We start from the raw sequence: 15,418 nt of genomic DNA, 5'->3' as shown, positions 1-15,418 counted from the left end.
TGAACTGTGCCGTCCGCTGGACCCGGCCGGAGCGGTGATGGGCTGGCGTGACCATCGCCCACCTGCGCCGTTACCGGACACATCGGTCGAACGCGAACGGCCTCCTTGGCCGGAACCGGCCAAGGAGGCCGCGCGTCGCGCGTCGGCCGGGGAGGGTCAGGGGCAGAGGGCGTCGAGGTCGCTGGCGTCGGTCCCGACCTGGCGACCGGGGTCGGCGGGGGAGGGCTCGTTCAACCCGGTGTACTCCTGCCACTCGGTGCGCCCGTCCTCCGGCGCGGTGTCCTCCACCAGGGCGTCCTCGCCCGACGGGGAGGCCGAGGGGGAGGGGTCGACGGGGAGTGCGTCGCCCCCGGCGTCCTGCCCGCCGATGGCGTCCGCGACCAGGGCCCGCACGGCCTCCCAGTCCGGGTTGGCCGTGTTCACCTGGGGCGGGGACAGCTGGAGGGTGCTCATCGAGCCGGTGCCGGCGATCCTGTCGGCCAGTTCGATGAACGCGGGGACCTTCGCTTGGGGGATGTCCGTGCTCAGCGTGCGCTCGGTCGCCCCCGCCAGCCGCCGGTAGCTGGTGAGGATGGTCGCGGGGTCGATCTGCTCGGCCACGTACTTGATCAGGCAGCCCTGGCGGCCCATCCGTCCGTAGTCGTCGGAGTTGACCCGGGAACGCCCGTACCACAGCGCCTCGTGGCCGTCGAGGCGGCGCAGCCCCGGCTCCAGGACGCCTCCGTGCACGCCGTAGGGGATCGGTTCCTCGATGAGGACCTCGATGCCGCCGACCGCGTCGATGAGGTCGCGGAAGCCCATCATGTCGACCATCGCGTAGTACCTGATGTCCAGGCCGACGTTGTACCCGATCACGGTCTTGAGGGTGTCCGCGGACGGGTCGGCCACGGTCGGGTTGATCGCCAGGACGTCCGGCTCCTCGGCGACCGTCTGGTAGACCTCGTTGAGCAGGTTGTCGAAGCCGTACGGCGCGGGATAGCGCTCCGCCAGCGCGCTGTCCGGCGGGAACTGGGCGTTCTCCAGGTTGCGGGGCAGGCCGATGAGCACGGTGTCACCGGTCTCGGTGTCCACGCTGGCGACCATCATCGAGTCGGTGCGCGCGCCGTACCGGTTCTCCGCCGCGTCGGCGCCCAGGAGCAGGACGTTGATCCGCTCCGCGCCGTTCCACGGGTCGGCGGCGTCGTGCGGTTCGTCGCCGGGCTGGGGAGCCCCGAAGACCGCGGACAGCGTCCGCTGCGTGGTGTACCCGCCGTGCAGGGCCAGGGCCGAGGGCAGCGCGACCGTCAGGCACAGGACGGCGACGACGGCGCCGCTGAGCAGGCGCCGTCCGACCGGGGCGTTCTCGGGGCGGGTGATCACCCAGGAGTGCACGATGATCGCCAGCCACAGCACCGTCACGACGAACACCGCGACCATGGCCCCCGTGAGCCAGCTGTTCTGCACGGCCAGGCTCGCCAGGACGGCCACCGCGCTGGTGTCGTGGGCGGCGATCCACACCGCCCAGCCCGCGACGGCGACGACGCCGAGCAGGTACACCCCCAGGATCACAGCGCCCGCTCGCCGGAGCCCCATCCGCAGGTGGGCGACGCCCGGCAGGGGCAGCGACGCGACGGTCCACAGCAGCGCACGCCCCGTGCCCGGTCGCGCGGGCGCCTCTTCCCGCTGGTCTTCTTCGGCTGCCACCGGCGATTCCTCTCCAGCCGAGGGGCGGCTCCGCCGCCCCCGTTCGGTCGCGCCCGCCACGGTCCCCGGGCGGTGGGCGCGCTCGCGGCGCCCGGGGGTCGACCCGGACGCCTCCGTCACGTAGACGATCCGAGGGCGCGTTCCGGTTCCGGCCGTGTTCGCGCCTTCGGACCGGTTGTACGGGCTGTTCCCGCTGCCGTGAGGGGGCACCCCTCGCACGCACGGTTCGCGCCCGTCAGTTCAGTGTGGCGCTTTGCCGGACTTGTGTGCGCGGCGGTCGCCTCAAGCGGGATGTTCTATACAAGTCTGTTATGTGGCGGGTAGGTCGCCGCTGGGGGGTTGGGCGGCGCTTTTGGGCCGATCAAAGGGGTGAAACAGCCGATTTCTTTCGTGATCAGTAGTGAACAGGCGCGACAGCTGCGATGATCTGGCCGCAGGAGGGGGCGCTGTCCGGGGGAAGGACGGCGTCATGGGAATGAAAGGCACCATCGTGCTCGATGCGGTTGACGCGGCGCTGATGCGCGCGTTGCAGGGGGACGGCAGAGCGACGTTCCAAGCACTGGCCGACGGGGTCGGCCTGTCCCGGACGGCCGTGCGTGCCCGAGTCCGTCAGCTCGTGCAGTCAGGGGCGATCAGGATCGTGGGCGTTCTGCACGCCGGGGTCGTCGGCATGGAAGTCCTCGGCCACGTGTCCTTCAGGGTCAGCGGGCCGGTGGGCCCGCTCATGGAGGCCCTGGACGAGCGTGAGGCCGTGACCTTCGCCGCGCACTCGGCGGGGCGCTTCCCCGCCGTGGCGCAGGTGCGGGTGGCCGACGACGGCGCGCTGACCAAGGAGTTGGCCGAGTTGCGCGCGCTGCCGGGGGTGGAGGGGGCCGAGGTGTTCCGCGCCAGCGCCGTGTTCAAGGACGCGCACAGCAGCGTGCGGGAGCTGCGGGACGTGGAGCTGGACGCCCTGGACTGGCGGCTGGTGCGCCAGCTGCTCCGGGACGGCCGGGCCTCGTACGCGGACCTGGCCCGCCAGGTGGGGCTGTCCCAGGCGGCGGCCCGTTCGCGTGTGGTGCGTCTGCTCAACTCGGGCGTCGTCCACGTCACGGCGATCGTGGAGCCGTCGGCGGTGGGCGCCAACGAACAACTCGGCTTCGGTCTGCGGTGCCGGGGGGCCGCCGAGACGGTCGGGGCCGCGCTGGCCAACATGCCCCGGGTGTCCTTCCTGGCCAGCGGCTTCGGGCGCTACGACGTCGTGGGGACGCTCACCGCTCCCGACCGCCACCACCTGGTGGAGTCCCTGGAGGCGGTCCGCGTCGCTCCGGGGGTCGCCCACGTGGAGACGTGGGACCACCTGTCGGTGCGCAAGGAGCGCCGCGGCGGCGAGCGGCCGGCGGGATGGGTGGCGGTCTGACGCCCGGACGCGCCCGGCCGGTGCGTGTCCGGGGGCGTCTGCGCGGGTCCGCGCGTCCGGCGCGGGCCCGAATGTAACCGCCGGTAACATTTTTACGTGTTTCCGGGGCGTATGTCTTGCGTCACGCTTAAGTTACCCGTGAGTATAGAGACGGGTCGGCCCGAGCCGACCGCACCAGGCGCGGGTGTAGTGGGAGGCTGACGTGGCGCTTGCGAGGACGTTGACGGCGGTGGGCACGGCGGCGCTGGCCAGGAACGGCGCACGGCCGTTCGGTACCCACCTGTTCTCTGTCTGGCCGGGGGCCGCGTTCGCCGCGACCGCCTTCCCGGTCCGCTGCGTCCCGGGGGACAACCTGGCCATCCACGTGGCCGTGGCCCAGGCCCCGACGGGGTCGGCACTGGTCGTGGACGTGGCGGGCGAACCGGAGTACGGGTACGTCGACGAGATCATCGCCGTGGCGGCGCGCACGCGCGGTGTCGTCGGCATCGTCCTGGACGGCTGTGTGCGCGACATCGCCGCCATCGCCCACAGCGAACTGCCCGTCTTCGGCGCGGGCGTCGCCGTGCGCGAGGCCGGTCACGAGGCCGGCGGCGCGGTCGGCCAGCAGATCAGCATGTCGGCCGCCGGCGGCCCCGGTCCCCTGCCGGTGCGCCGGGGCGACTGGATCGTCGCCGACGACGACGGCGTCGTGTGCCTGCCGCGCGGCCAGGTGAGCACGATCATCGCGGACACCGTCAGCGGCATCACGCGCGACCGCGCGCTCGTCGAGGCCGTGCACGCGGGCGAGAGCACCCTGGACCTCCTCGGCCTGGACCCCTCGCGGGTCGCGGGCTGGGACGGCGCGACCGACCACGGCGCGCAGCGCGGCGTCGGACGCGCGCGGTCCCGCGCGACCCGTCTCGACCAGGCCGTGCGCGGCGCGGAGGGCCGTCCGGCGGCGCGGCCGGGAGTCGCGGCGCCGCGACGGGTCGCGGGCGACGTCTACGGCGGAGAGTAGGGCCCGGCGGAGGCCGCGGCGGGGCGTGTCGCCCACGGTCCCGGGGAGCGAGGCGGCCCCACGGCTTCGGCTGTGCGGCGTGGCGGCGGCGTCAGGTGCGCGGCGGTCCCGCGGCGCCGGGTGAGGGCCCGGGTCCGGTCGGCGGGGGAGCGAACCGACCCGGGCCGTGACCCCGTGCGGCGGACGCGGTGAGAGGACGCCCTGGGGACCTCGTGGGTGGAGACCGGCGCGGTCTCACTCCTCGGTGAGGGAGAGCAGCTCGTCGATGTAGCAGGTCGCCTCGCGGGCGGCCGCGGTCGCGTCGGCGGCGCGCACGGCCTCGACCAGTTTGGAGTGGTCGATGCCCTCGGAGGCCGAGGACGGCTGCCCCGTGGCCTCGTCGTTCTGTTCGTAGGCGGTGTGCGCGATGCTCGCGTAGACCACCTGCGCGATGTCGTCGTACAGGTCGATGAGCAGGGTGTTGTGTGTGGCGTTCACCACCGCCCGGTGCAGTGTGAAGTCCGCCTCGACGAACGCGCTCATGTCGCGGGCCCGCCAGGCCTCCTCACGCAGGTCCATGGCGCGGTCGATGTCGGCCATGTCCTCGTCGGTGTGGCGCAGCGCGGCCAGGCGCGCGGCCTCGACCTCCAGTGCGCGGCGGACCTCCAGGTTCTCGCGCAGCCGGGAGCGCTCCAGACGGCGGCGCAGGGCCCCGCCCAGTTCGCTGGAGGCGCGCACGAAGGTCCCCGCGCCCTGGCGGATCTCCAGCAGGCCCGCGTGGGCGAGGGCGCGGACGGCCTCGCGGACGGTGTTGCGGCCGACCTCGAGCTGTTCGGAGAGCTCGGACTCGGTGGGGATGCGGTCGCCGACGCCCCATTCACCCGAGTCGATCTGCGCTCGTAACTGACTGATGACCTGGTCCACGAGACCGGTCCGGCGGGTCGAGGCGAGGGGCACGCGTTACCTCCTAGGGGCGGGTCGCCGGATGACAGGGCGAGTGTGCGTGTTCGGATCGGTTACGCGGGAGCTTAGACCAGTTGCGGCGAGGAATCGTCGGCGATCGGCAATGCGTTATCCTCATGAAGTACATTGGGTCATCCTATGAATCTGTGAGGCAGTTCGCATGAGCGCCGCACCAGCTCCCCCGACGACCTCGACGAGCGGTCACCCGACACGGGAGACCGCTCCTTCGCGTCCCCAGTGGACGGTTCCCCTGCTGGTCGCGGCCGGTATCGGGCTGGCCGCGCTCAACCTGCGCACCGCGATCACCAGCGTCGGCCCCGTGCTCGACGAGGTCACCGCGGGCCTGGGCATGACCGCCGTGGGCGCGGGCGTGCTCACCACGCTGCCCGTGCTGTGCTTCGCGCTGTTCGGCGGACTCGCCCCGACCCTCGCGCGCCGCCTGGGCGACCACCACCTCATGGTGTACGCGCTGGTGGCACTCGTGGTCGGCCTCACCGCGCGCGCCGTCGTCGGCGAGCCCCGGCTGTTCCTTGCGCTGAGCGTCGTCGCGTTGGCCGGTGGCGCGATAGGCAATGTCATCCTTCCCGCTCTCGTCAAGTACCACTTCCCCGACCGGGTCGGTCTGATGACGACGGTCTACACCACCGCGCTGGCGGTGGGGACCGCGGTCGCGGCGGCCGCCACCGTGCCGCTGGAGCGGGCCACGGGGGACTGGCGGATCGCCCTGGGCTCCTTCGCCGCGTTCGGCGTCGTGGCCCTCCTGCCGTGGCTCCTGGTCCTGCGCAACGGCCGGCGCGGCGGCCGCGGGGGCCGGGTCCTGGGCGTGCGGGACGTCCTGGGCACCGCCATCGGGTGGCAGAGCGTGCTGTACTTCGGGACGCAGTCCTCGATCGCCTACATCATGTTCGGCTGGTTCGCGCAGATGCTCCGCGACCAGGGCATGGACGCCCAGACCGCCGGACTGGCCCTGTCCTACCTGACCACCCTGGGCATCCCGATGTCCCTGGTCCTGCCCACGCTGCTCACCCGCGTGCGCGACCAGCGCCCCTTCGTCGGCGTCTTCGCCCTCGCCTACGTCGTCGGGATCGGCGGCATGTGGTTCGCCCCCATGTCCGGGGTGTGGATCTGGACGACCTTCATCGGTGTGGGCATGGGCAGCTTCGTCTACGCCCTGACCGTCTTCGCGCTGCGCACCCGCACCGGCGAGGGCACCGCCGCGATGTCGGCGTCCAGCCAGAGCCTGGGATACCTCATGGCGGGGGCCGGACCCTTCCTCTTCGGGCTGCTGCACGAACTGTCCGACGGCTGGCGCGCCCCCTTGCTCCTGGTGCTGGCCCTGGTCGCGGTGAACGCGGTCGTGGGCCTGCTGCTGGGCCGTCCCCGCTACCTGGAGGACGCCATCGCCGCCCGCTCGCGCGACTGAGGCGGGCGCACGGGGGCCTGGGCGCGGGCCCGAGCCGCCGCCTAGACGGGGAGCCAGTCGAGCCGTCCGATGAGGTGCACCGAGCCGACGAAGGCGACCACGTCGATGACCGTGTGCGCCACCACCAGGGGCATCACCCGCCCGTACCGGTGGTAGAACCAGCCGAAGACCGCGCCCATCACCAGGTTGCCGAAGAACATGCCCACGCCCTGGTAGAGGTGGTAGAAGGCGCGCAGGACCGAGCTGAGCAGGATCGCCCGCCACGGCGACCAGCCGAGCTGGCCCAGCCGGTGCAGCAGGTACCCGACCACGATCACCTCCTCCAGCACGCCGTTCTTGGCCGCCTGGAGCACCAGGACCAGGGTGTCCCACCAGTTGCCGTCGAGGGTGCTCGGGTCGATGGTGACCGTCAGGCCGAGCCGCCAGGACACCACGTACACCGCCAGCCCGCCCGAGCCGATCAGGGCGGCGAGCGCGGCGCCGCGCAGCAGGTCGGATCCGGGGCGGCGGACGTCGAAGCCCACCGTGCGGGCGTTCTCGCCGGTGCGGTGCAGGAGGTGGACGACGAGCAGGACGGGCGCGAGCGCGAACACCACGGCGTAGAGCTGGTAGGTCAGGTCCAGCCACGGCCGCTGGTCGGCGCGGGGACGCACCAGCGTCGCGGTCTGCTCCGCCAGGGACTCCGGCGCGGTCAGCACGCCGGCGAAGGAGATGGTCGCCGACACCGCGGCCGCGCCCAGGGACAGGGCCAGGACGCACAGGACCTCCCAGCGCAGCAGGCGCGGGGAGGGGAGGGCGGTGTCGGCGGCGGCCGCGGGCGCGTCGTCCGAGGTCGGTGCGGCGGGGTGGCGGGTCTCGTCAGTCACGGTGTCGACTCTAGGGCGTGTGCCGTGGACGCCGCCCGTCGCGAGCGGCCGGACCGGCGGACGCCCGCCGAACACGGGGAGGTACCGCGCCGGAGGCGTCGGTCGAGGGTGTCCCGCCCTTCCGCGGGGCTGCCCCTGGGCGGTGGCGGGAGACGGGTGGGCCGCCGGCCGCGCGCGTGTGACACGGACCGCGCGCGGGCCGACGGCCGGGGGGACGGTCGTCCCGCCCCGCCCCAGCCACGAAAGCGGGGAGGGACGACCGTCCGGGGAACGAAGACCAGCGTCAGTGAGCCGCTGAGAACTGGTCTTCCTCGGTGGAGCCGGTGAGAGCCGTGGTGCTGGCCTCGGGGGCGATGGTCGTGCTGATCGAGTCGAAGTAGCCGGTGCCGACCTCGCGCTGGTGGCGGGTGGCGGTGTAGCCCTGCGCCTCGGCGGCGAACTCGGCCTCCTGGAGCTCGACGTACGACGTCATGCCGTTCTGGGCGTAGCCCTTGGCCAGGTTGAACATCGAGTAGTTCAGGGAGTGGAAGCCCGCCAGCGTGATGAACTGGAACTTGTAGCCCATGTGGCCCAGCTCGCGCTGGAACTTCGCGATGGTCGCGTCGTCCAGGTGCCGCTTCCAGTTGAAGGACGGCGAGCAGTTGTAGGCGAGCATCTGGTCCGGGTACTCGGACTTGATGCGCTCGGCGAACTGGCGGGCGACCTCCAGGTCCGGGGTGGCGGTCTCCATCCACAGCAGGTCGGAGTGCGGGGCGTAGGCCAGACCGCGGGCCACGCAGGCCTCGACGCCGTTGCGGAAGCGGTAGAAGCCCTCGGCGGTGCGCTCGCCCGTGATGAAGGGGAGGTCGCGCTCGTCGATGTCGCTGGTGATCAGGGTCGCGGCCTGGGCGTCGGTCCGGGCGATGACCAGGCTCGGGACGCCCGCGACGTCGGCGGCCAGACGGGCGGAGTTCAGGGTCTTGACGTGCTGGCCGGTCGGGATGAGGACCTTGCCGCCCAGGTGGCCGCACTTCTTCTCGGAGGCCAGCTGGTCCTCCCAGTGCACGCCCGACGCGCCGGCGGCGATCATGGCCTTCATCAGCTCGTAGGCGTTGAGGACGCCGCCGAAGCCCGCCTCGGCGTCCGCGACGATCGGGGCCAGCCACTCGGGGGCGCTGTCGTCGCCCTCGGCCCAGGTGATCTGGTCGGCGCGCAGGAGCGCGTTGTTGATCCGCCGGACGACGGCCGGGACGGAGTTGGCCGGGTAGAGGCTCTGGTCGGGGTAGGTGTGGCCCGACAGGTTGGCGTCGGCCGCGACCTGCCAGCCGGAGAGGTAGATGGCCTTCAGGCCGGCGCGGACCTGCTGGACCGCCTGGTTGCCGGTGAGGGCGCCGAGGCTGTTGACGTAGTCCTCGGTGTGCAGCAGGTCCCAGAGGCGCTCGGCGCCGCGGCGGGCCAGGGTGTGCTCCTCGGTGACCGAGCCACGCAGCTTGACCACGTCGTCGGCGGAGTAGGTGCGCTCGATACCGGCCCACCGGGGGTTGGTCTCCCAGTCGCGCTGGAGTGCGGCGCTGGCTTCCTGACGTCGAGCGCTCGTGCCCATGTTCGATCCCGCCTTACGTGTAGTCCCCAAGGTGTTCGCACCGGTCGAGGGAGGTCCGGGCCAGGGCCGGGGGTGAGCCCTGGGCGGTAAGTTCCCCGCCGGTAACTATGATTCTTGGGCAAGATCAACGGGTTTTCCACCTAGATCTGTGCGAAGAAGCTTGATTCTTTCCGTACCATGAACGCATGGCGTACTTTGGTGCTGAAGAAATACCGTCTTTGACAGGTGACCTAGATCTCGTCACGTTCGGCCAGCGACTCCGTCATCTTCGCCGCGCGCGTGGAATGACCCTCTCCGACCTGGGAGAACGCGTCGGCCGGGCTCCCTCGCAGCTCTCGTTGCTGGAGAACGGCAAGCGCGAGCCCAAGCTCTCGCTCCTCACGTCCCTCGCCTCCGCCCTCAACGTCTCGGTCGAGGAGCTCCTGTCCAAGCAGCCCCCGAGCCGCCGCGCGCAGTTGGAGATCGCGGTCGAGGAGGCCCAGCGCGACTCCCTCTACCAGGGGCTCAACCTTCCGCACCTGAAGGTCGGCAAGCGGGTCCCCAACGACGTGCTCGAACACATCGTGGGCCTGTACGACGAGCTCAAGCGGCGCAGCGCCAAGCCGACCGCCACCCCCGAGGAGGCGCGCCGGGCCAACGCGGACCTGCGCCGCCAGATGCGCGAGCGCGGCAACTACTTCGAGCACATCGAGAAGGCGGCCGCCGAGACCCTCGCCGCCGTGAACTACACCGCGGGCGCCCTCTCCCAGGGCCAGATCCTGGCGATCGCCACCCACCACGGCTTCACCCTCAGATACGTGCAGGACCTGCCCCGCTCGGTGCGCTCCCTCACCGACCACGTCAACCGCCGCATCTACCTCAAGCGCGAGACGACCCTGGGCATGCACAGCCCCCGGACGATCCTGCTCCAGACGCTGGGCCACGTGATCCTGGGCCACCAGCAGCCGAAGGACTTCGGCGACTTCCTGCGCCAGCGCGTCGAGGCCAACTACTTCGCGGCGGCGGTCCTCATCCCCGAGTCCACCGCCGTCTCCTACCTCCAGGAGGCCAAACAGGCCCGCGACCTGTCGGTGGAGGACCTGCGCGACGTCTACTCCGTCTCCTACGAGATGGCCGCGCACCGGTTCACCAACCTGGCCCACCGCCACCTGGACCTGGTCTGCCACTTCATCCGCAACGACGAGACCGGCATCATCTACAAGGCCTACGAGAACGACGGCCTGGTCTTCCCCACCGACGACACCGGCGCGATCGAGGGCCAGCGCATGTGCCGCCAGTGGTCGGGGCGGCAGGTCTTCGCCTCGCCGGACCGCTACTCGATCTACTACCAGTACACCGACAAGCCCAACGGCACGCACTGGTGCGTGGCACACGTCGACCCCAGCCGGGAGCGCAACTTCGCGATCACGCTCGGCGTGCCCTACAAGGAGTCGCGCTGGTTCCGCGGCCGCGAGACCACCAACCGCACGCAGTCCAACTGCCCGACGGGGGAGTGCTGCGTCCGGCCGCCCGCCGACCTGGCCGCCCGCTGGGAGGGCAACGTCTGGCCCTCGGCGCGCGCCCACTCCCACGTGCTGTCCGCCCTGCCCTCGGGGACGTTCCCGGGCGTGGACGAGCACGACGTCTACACCTTCCTGGAGAAGCACGGCCGCGACTGAGCGGCCGGGACGGGGGGGGGGGGGGGGGGGGGGGGGGGGGGGGGGGGGGGGGGCCCCCCCCCCCCCCCCCGCTCGCGTGCGGCTCCGGTCGGGCCCGGCGCCGGGTGCTCCGCCGCCTGAGCCTCGTCCGGGTCAGTCGAACCGGGCGGGATCGCCCGCCGCGATGGACTCCGCGGGCACCGTCGGGTCGTGGAACGTCTCGTGGAGGGAGTCGGCGCGGCGATTGTGCCCGGACGGCGATGGCTGTTACCGTTGGTAACACATAACGGCCGACCCTCCTCCGGGAGGGACCACAGAAGGATGCACGCGCATGAGTGAGGCCACCGCGCCCGCCTTCAGCCTGGAACTGAGCGAGGACGTCCGCGACGTCCGGGACTGGACGCACGGGTTCGCCGCCGACGTCGTCCGCCCCGCCGCCGCCGCGTGGGACGAGCGGGAGGAGACGCCCTGGCCGATCATCCAGGAGGCCGCCAAGATCGGCCTGTACTCCCTCGACTTCTTCGCGAACCAGTGGCTGGAGCCGAGCGGCCTGGGCATCCCCGTCGCCTTCGAGGAGCTGTACTGGGGTGACCCGGGCATCGCCCTGGCGATCACCGGCACCGGCCTGGCCGCGGTGTCCGTGGCCGCCAACGGCACCCAGGAGCAGCTCCTGGAGTGGACGCCGCAGATGTTCGGCACGGCCGACGACGTCAAGCTCGCCGCCTTCTGCTCCTCCGAGCCCGACGCGGGCAGCGACGTGTCGGCGATCCGCACACGGGCGGTCTACGACCAGGCCAAGGACGAGTGGGTCCTCAACGGGACCAAGACGTGGGCCACCAACGGCGGCATCGCGGACATCCACGTGGTCGTCGCCTCGGTGGAGCCCGAGTTCGGCTCCCGGGGGCAGGCGACGTTCATCGTGCCGCCCGGGACGCCGGGGCTGAGCCAGGGGCAGAAGTTCGCCAAGCACGGCATCCGGGCCTCGCACACGGCCGAGGTCGTCCTGGAGGACGTGCGGGTCCCGGGATCGTGCCTGCTCGGGGGCAAGGACAAGCTCGACGAGCGCCTCGCCCGCGCCCGCGAGGGGCGGCGCTCCAAGGGACAGGCCGCGATGAAGACCTTCGAGGCCTCGCGTCCGACCGTCGGGGCGATGGCGGTCGGCTGCGCCCGGGCCGCGTACGAGTACGCGCTGGAGTACTCGACGCAGCGCGAGCAGTTCGGGCGTCCGATCGGTGACAACCAGGGCGTGGCCTTCCTCCTGGCCGAGATGGCCACCCGGATCGACGCCGCGCGCCTGTTGGTGTGGCGCGCCGCGTGGATGGCCCGCAACGACAAGGACTTCGACCGAGCCCAGGGCTCCATGAGCAAGCTGTACGCCAGCGAGACGGCCGTGTTCGTCACCCAGAACGCCGTGCGCATCCTGGGCGGGAACGGCTACACCCGCGAGTACCCGGTGGAGCGCTGGCACCGCGACGCGACCATCTTCACCATCTTCGAGGGCGCGAGCGAGATCCAGAAGCTCATCATCGGCCGGTCGATCACGGGCCTGCCCATTCGCTGAGGCCCCGCCGCGGGAACCCCGGGGGAATGGGGCCTCCGGGGGTTCCCACGTGTTTCCCCGACGGGTCAGCATACCCCGCACATGGTCGCGGATCGGGCCGCCGCTTGGTGAACACCGGGGGATTCCCCAGGTTTTCCATTCCCCGGCCGGTGCGGCTTTCCGACACCTTTGCCGTCAATGCGGCGCGCCCTGCTCCCGGCTTGTTCCATGTCGCCTTTCATTCGATGAATTCCCATGCCATGGCGTTGTTCAGCCAATACTGTCGGTGGTGTAACAGATGCCTTGCGTGTCCGGTCGGCGTGCGCTGAGGTGGAGGCTGCCATCAGAAGGCGCTGGTCCGTGCCTAGGGCAGCCCTGTGTGCGACGGGGCGCCACGAACAACCGTCTGAGGCCAATAGGCGGATGAAGCGGGTGCGGGCCAATGGATCGGGTGCGGATATTCCGCCCCGTTGCCGAAAGGGGTAATCCACATGCAGATGACCATCAAGCGCGTCCTCATCGCTGGTTTCGTTGCTCCGGCCGTGGCTCTGACCGCGCCGTCCGTCGCGTTGGCCGACTATGACTACCACCCCCCGAAGAAGAAGCACTCGGTCTCGATCAAGGACGTCGTCAAGAAGCACGGGGTCATCGAGGTCGACAACGAGGTGACGAGCACGAACGTCAACGTCAACGAGCTCACCAACGTGCAGGGCCAGCACCAGGACCAGGAGGTGGAGCAGGAGCAGGAGCAGGGCCAGGAGCAGGAGCAGGAGCAGGAACAGGAGCAGGACCAGCTCCAGGTTCAGGTTCAGGAGCAGGAGGGCCAGGACGCGACCGCCAGCTCCGATCAGCACCAGGACGCCAGCTCCGGCGCGGCCGCCAGCGCCGACCAGGAGCAGGAGCAGGAGGTCGAGCAGGAGCAGGAGCAGGGTCAGGGCCAGGAGCAGACCGGGATCGACCTCGGACGACCCGGCGGTGACAACGGCGGCGACAACGGCGACGACAACGGCGACGATGACTAGGGCATACGCCGCTCGCAGGGGCGAGTGGTCCGGTTAGGTCCGTGACGTCCACGGGCAACGGTCACCGGGTCACCCAGGGGGCCCGCTCGACATCCGGGCGGGCCCCTCCCTTGTCCAGGTCAGAGTCCATCGTGACGGGGTGGGCCGTCCGAAGCCACTCCGTCTCCGAAGAGGGAGACACGTATGAGGAAAGCCATCACCCGCCTTCTCGCCACCGGGGTCGCGGCCCCGGCCCTGGCCCTCGGCCCGGCGGCGATCGCCCTGGCCGACACGCACTTCGACGCGGCGGGAAGCGGTGCGGGGCCGCATGGCGCGGGCCAGTTCTGCACCTCGTCGAGTGCGAGCCCCGGGTACTACCCCAGATCCGGCTGCGGCGGCGGGGGCGGCGGCGGAGGCCGTCCGCACCCGGACACCCGCCCGGTGATCAACATCCACATCCACAACCACCTGGACGTGGACAACACCAACATCAACGACCTCGACAACACGCAGGAGCTGACGCAGGAACAGATCGGCTCGGGCGGCACGGGGCACGAGATCACCGAGCAGCAGATCCGCGGATAGACGGTCGACCGCCGAGGAAGTTCCCAGCCACGAGGCACGACGCGTCCGAGGGGGCGCCGACTCCGGCACAGCGCCGGGCGGCGCCCTTCGCCACGCCACCGGACGGAGGTTCCGCCGACCGTCCCGATCCCCGCTCCGGACCCCCGTCCAGAACGCGGTAGCGTGGCCCGGAGGCCCCCACGTGATGTTCCTGTGCGTCTATCTCGCCGCCGGCGCCGTGACCGCGCTGCTCTTCCACCTCGAGGCCGAACGCACGCTGGGCCCCGACCCCGGCCCCGAGTGCGCGCCGTGCCGCGACAACCACGCGTTCTTCACCGGGATCGTGGACAACCTGCCCGTCGTGACCCCCGCGACCTGGGGGCTGTCCCTCCTGGTGGCGGGTGCGGTCTGGCCGCTGTCCGTGTTCGCCGTGCTGGCCCCGGCCGGTCACCGGCCGTTCTGCCCGTCCCGGCGCGGAGGCCCCTGACGCTCAGGGGAAGCGGCGCGCGCCCGTCCCCTCCAGGCCCAGGACGTCGTCCGGGTTCGAGTAGGGGCACGCCGTCAGCGACAGGCATCCGCATCCGATACAGGAGGAGAACCGGTCCCGCAGCGCGGTCATCTCCTCGATGCGCCCGCTGAGTTCGTCGTACCACTGGCGCGAGATCCGGGCCCAGTCCCGCTTGGCGGGCAGTCCCTCCCGCGGCAGCTGGTCCAGCGCCTCCTTGATCCGGTCGAGCGAGACGCCCAGGCGCTGGGCCGTGCGGATGAACGCGATGATCCGCAACGTGTCACGACGGTACTCGCGCCGGTTCCCGGCCGTGCGGCGGCTGCGGATGAGCCCGAGGCTCTCGTAGTAGTGCAGCGCGGACACGGCGACCCCGGCCCGCTCGGCGACCTGTCCCGGCTTGAGCCACGTCAGGTCCGGATCCAGCTGCGGCACCCGCCACCTCCTCCACGCGCCTGGACGTCAGGTCGACTCGATGAAGTCTGCTGGGCATCGAACCGGTCACGCAAGCGGAGAGCGGGCGAGCGCGGCGACGGCGATCTCCGTGCGGGCCGGCATCCGGTGCCCGCGGGCGGTCGGGCGGTCAGCGCAGCAGGAAGAACACGACCATGGCCGCGGCGCCCAGCAGGGCGCCGACCCCGGCCTGCGCGGCGGTGTGAGACCGCAGCCGCACCCTGGACCAGCCGACCAGGAGCGCGAGCGGCCAGGCGACCGCGGCCCCGGCCCATCCGCCCAGAGCCGTCGCCGTGGTGGCGCCGACCGCCGCCGTCAGGGTGTGACCCGACACCTTCCAGGACCACCGGTCGGTGATCACCCACACCAGCACCAGCACGGCGCCCATGGTCGCGCCCAGGGCGACCAGGTCGGTCGGACCGCCGAGCGTGAGGACCAGGGCGGTGCCGACGCCCACCGACGCCGCCGCCACGACCATGGGCCACCGGCGGTGCGCGCGGTCGGGGACGTGGTGGTCGGCCCACCGGCCGGCGCGTACGCCCGCGACCACGAAGCCCATCGGGATCACGGCGGCGAACAGGACGAAGACGACCGACCACACGACCGCCTGCCACGCCGTCGCGGTCGAGTCCCACGCGACCGACGCGATGACCGCCGTGACGATGACCGCGGGCGCCAGCGCCTCGGAGACGATGCGGGCGGTCGTGTCGGCCCACCCGCGGGTGTCGGCGGTGTCGTCCATGCGCGGGGCTCCCGGGTTCGTGCCGCGTCGCGCTGACCCCCGGGGGCCGGACCGCGACCACGGGGTGGTCGGACACGAGGGTAG

Annotated in this window: 14 protein-coding genes; 8 read left to right on the top strand and 6 right to left on the bottom strand. The window is 71.8% G+C overall.

The window, feature by feature from the left end; translation table 11 throughout:
• Positions 1 to 156: 156 nt before the first annotated feature.
• Entirely contained in the window at positions 157 to 1,683 is a 1,527-nt protein-coding gene (locus tag ACIBFB_RS11435) for an LCP family protein (protein WP_397228884.1), read from the bottom strand.
• Between the two features lie 490 nt (positions 1,684 to 2,173).
• Between ACIBFB_RS11435 and ACIBFB_RS11430 the strand changes: the two genes are divergently transcribed.
• Together ACIBFB_RS11430 and ACIBFB_RS11425 are read left to right on the top strand one after the other, a co-directional pair.
• Positions 2,174 to 3,082: an Lrp/AsnC family transcriptional regulator gene (locus ACIBFB_RS11430; protein ID WP_397229261.1), complete on the top strand. Its 909-nt coding sequence runs from the start codon at positions 2,174 to 2,176 to the stop codon at positions 3,080 to 3,082.
• Positions 3,083 to 3,311: 229 nt separating this feature from the next.
• Positions 3,312 to 4,079 carry an RraA family protein gene (locus tag ACIBFB_RS11425; RefSeq protein WP_397229259.1) on the top strand — a complete coding sequence of 256 codons (768 nt, stop codon included), beginning with the start codon at positions 3,312 to 3,314 and terminating at the stop codon, positions 4,077 to 4,079.
• 234 nt (positions 4,080 to 4,313) lie between these two features.
• On the opposite strand, the gene ACIBFB_RS11420 is transcribed toward ACIBFB_RS11425, so the two are convergent.
• Positions 4,314 to 5,015 (bottom strand): FadR/GntR family transcriptional regulator, encoded by a 702-nt coding sequence (locus ACIBFB_RS11420; protein ID WP_397228882.1) that lies wholly within the window; start codon positions 5,013 to 5,015, stop codon positions 4,314 to 4,316.
• Positions 5,016 to 5,181: 166 nt separating this feature from the next.
• On the opposite strand from ACIBFB_RS11420, the gene ACIBFB_RS11415 reads away from it, so the two are divergent.
• Entirely contained in the window at positions 5,182 to 6,444 is a 1,263-nt protein-coding gene (locus ACIBFB_RS11415) for a CynX/NimT family MFS transporter (RefSeq protein ID WP_397228880.1), read from the top strand.
• 41 nt (positions 6,445 to 6,485) lie between these two features.
• Here the strand turns inward: ACIBFB_RS11415 and ACIBFB_RS11410 are convergent, their stop codons facing one another.
• Both ACIBFB_RS11410 and aceA read right to left on the bottom strand, forming a co-directional pair.
• Positions 6,486 to 7,310 carry a CPBP family intramembrane glutamic endopeptidase gene (locus ACIBFB_RS11410; RefSeq protein ID WP_397228878.1) on the bottom strand — a complete coding sequence of 275 codons (825 nt, stop codon included), beginning with the start codon at positions 7,308 to 7,310 and terminating at the stop codon, positions 6,486 to 6,488.
• 283 nt (positions 7,311 to 7,593) lie between these two features.
• On the bottom strand, positions 7,594 to 8,892 hold the full coding sequence (gene aceA / locus ACIBFB_RS11405) for an isocitrate lyase (protein WP_397228876.1): 1,299 nt from the start codon (positions 8,890 to 8,892) through the stop codon (positions 7,594 to 7,596).
• 218 nt (positions 8,893 to 9,110) lie between these two features.
• Here aceA and ACIBFB_RS11400 point away from each other — a divergent pair, with 218 nt between their 5' ends.
• The 5 genes from ACIBFB_RS11400 (at position 9,111) to ACIBFB_RS11380 (ending at position 14,121) form a co-directional block, all read left to right on the top strand.
• A complete protein-coding gene (locus ACIBFB_RS11400) occupies positions 9,111 to 10,550 on the top strand; it encodes a helix-turn-helix domain-containing protein (RefSeq protein ID WP_397228874.1) in 1,440 nt (479 codons plus the stop codon).
• A gap of 310 nt (positions 10,551 to 10,860) precedes the next feature.
• Positions 10,861 to 12,090, top strand: a complete 1,230-nt coding sequence (locus ACIBFB_RS11395) for an acyl-CoA dehydrogenase family protein (protein ID WP_397228872.1) — start codon at positions 10,861 to 10,863, stop codon at positions 12,088 to 12,090.
• A gap of 470 nt (positions 12,091 to 12,560) precedes the next feature.
• Positions 12,561 to 13,091, top strand: coding sequence for a hypothetical protein (locus ACIBFB_RS11390; RefSeq protein WP_397228870.1), 531 nt, complete (start codon positions 12,561 to 12,563; stop codon positions 13,089 to 13,091).
• A gap of 183 nt (positions 13,092 to 13,274) precedes the next feature.
• Positions 13,275 to 13,655, top strand: a complete 381-nt coding sequence (locus tag ACIBFB_RS11385; protein ID WP_397228868.1) for a hypothetical protein — start codon at positions 13,275 to 13,277, stop codon at positions 13,653 to 13,655.
• 181 nt (positions 13,656 to 13,836) lie between these two features.
• Positions 13,837 to 14,121, top strand: a complete 285-nt coding sequence (locus tag ACIBFB_RS11380) for a hypothetical protein (protein ID WP_397228866.1) — start codon at positions 13,837 to 13,839, stop codon at positions 14,119 to 14,121.
• A 3-nt stretch (positions 14,122 to 14,124) separates the two neighbouring features.
• Here ACIBFB_RS11380 and soxR read toward each other — a convergent pair whose 3' ends face one another.
• Both soxR and ACIBFB_RS11370 read right to left on the bottom strand, forming a co-directional pair.
• Complete coding sequence (soxR, locus tag ACIBFB_RS11375) at positions 14,125 to 14,574, bottom strand: redox-sensitive transcriptional activator SoxR (RefSeq protein ID WP_397228864.1); 450 nt, start codon at positions 14,572 to 14,574, stop codon at positions 14,125 to 14,127.
• 148 nt (positions 14,575 to 14,722) lie between these two features.
• On the bottom strand, positions 14,723 to 15,334 hold the full coding sequence (locus tag ACIBFB_RS11370) for a hypothetical protein (protein ID WP_397228862.1): 612 nt from the start codon (positions 15,332 to 15,334) through the stop codon (positions 14,723 to 14,725).
• Positions 15,335 to 15,418: the final 84 nt, after the last annotated feature.

It is taken from the genome of Nocardiopsis sp. NPDC050513 (assembly GCF_044457925.1).
Lineage (GTDB): Bacteria > Actinomycetota > Actinomycetes > Streptosporangiales > Streptosporangiaceae > Nocardiopsis.
This window is presented reverse-complemented; position numbering and strand designations above follow the sequence as displayed.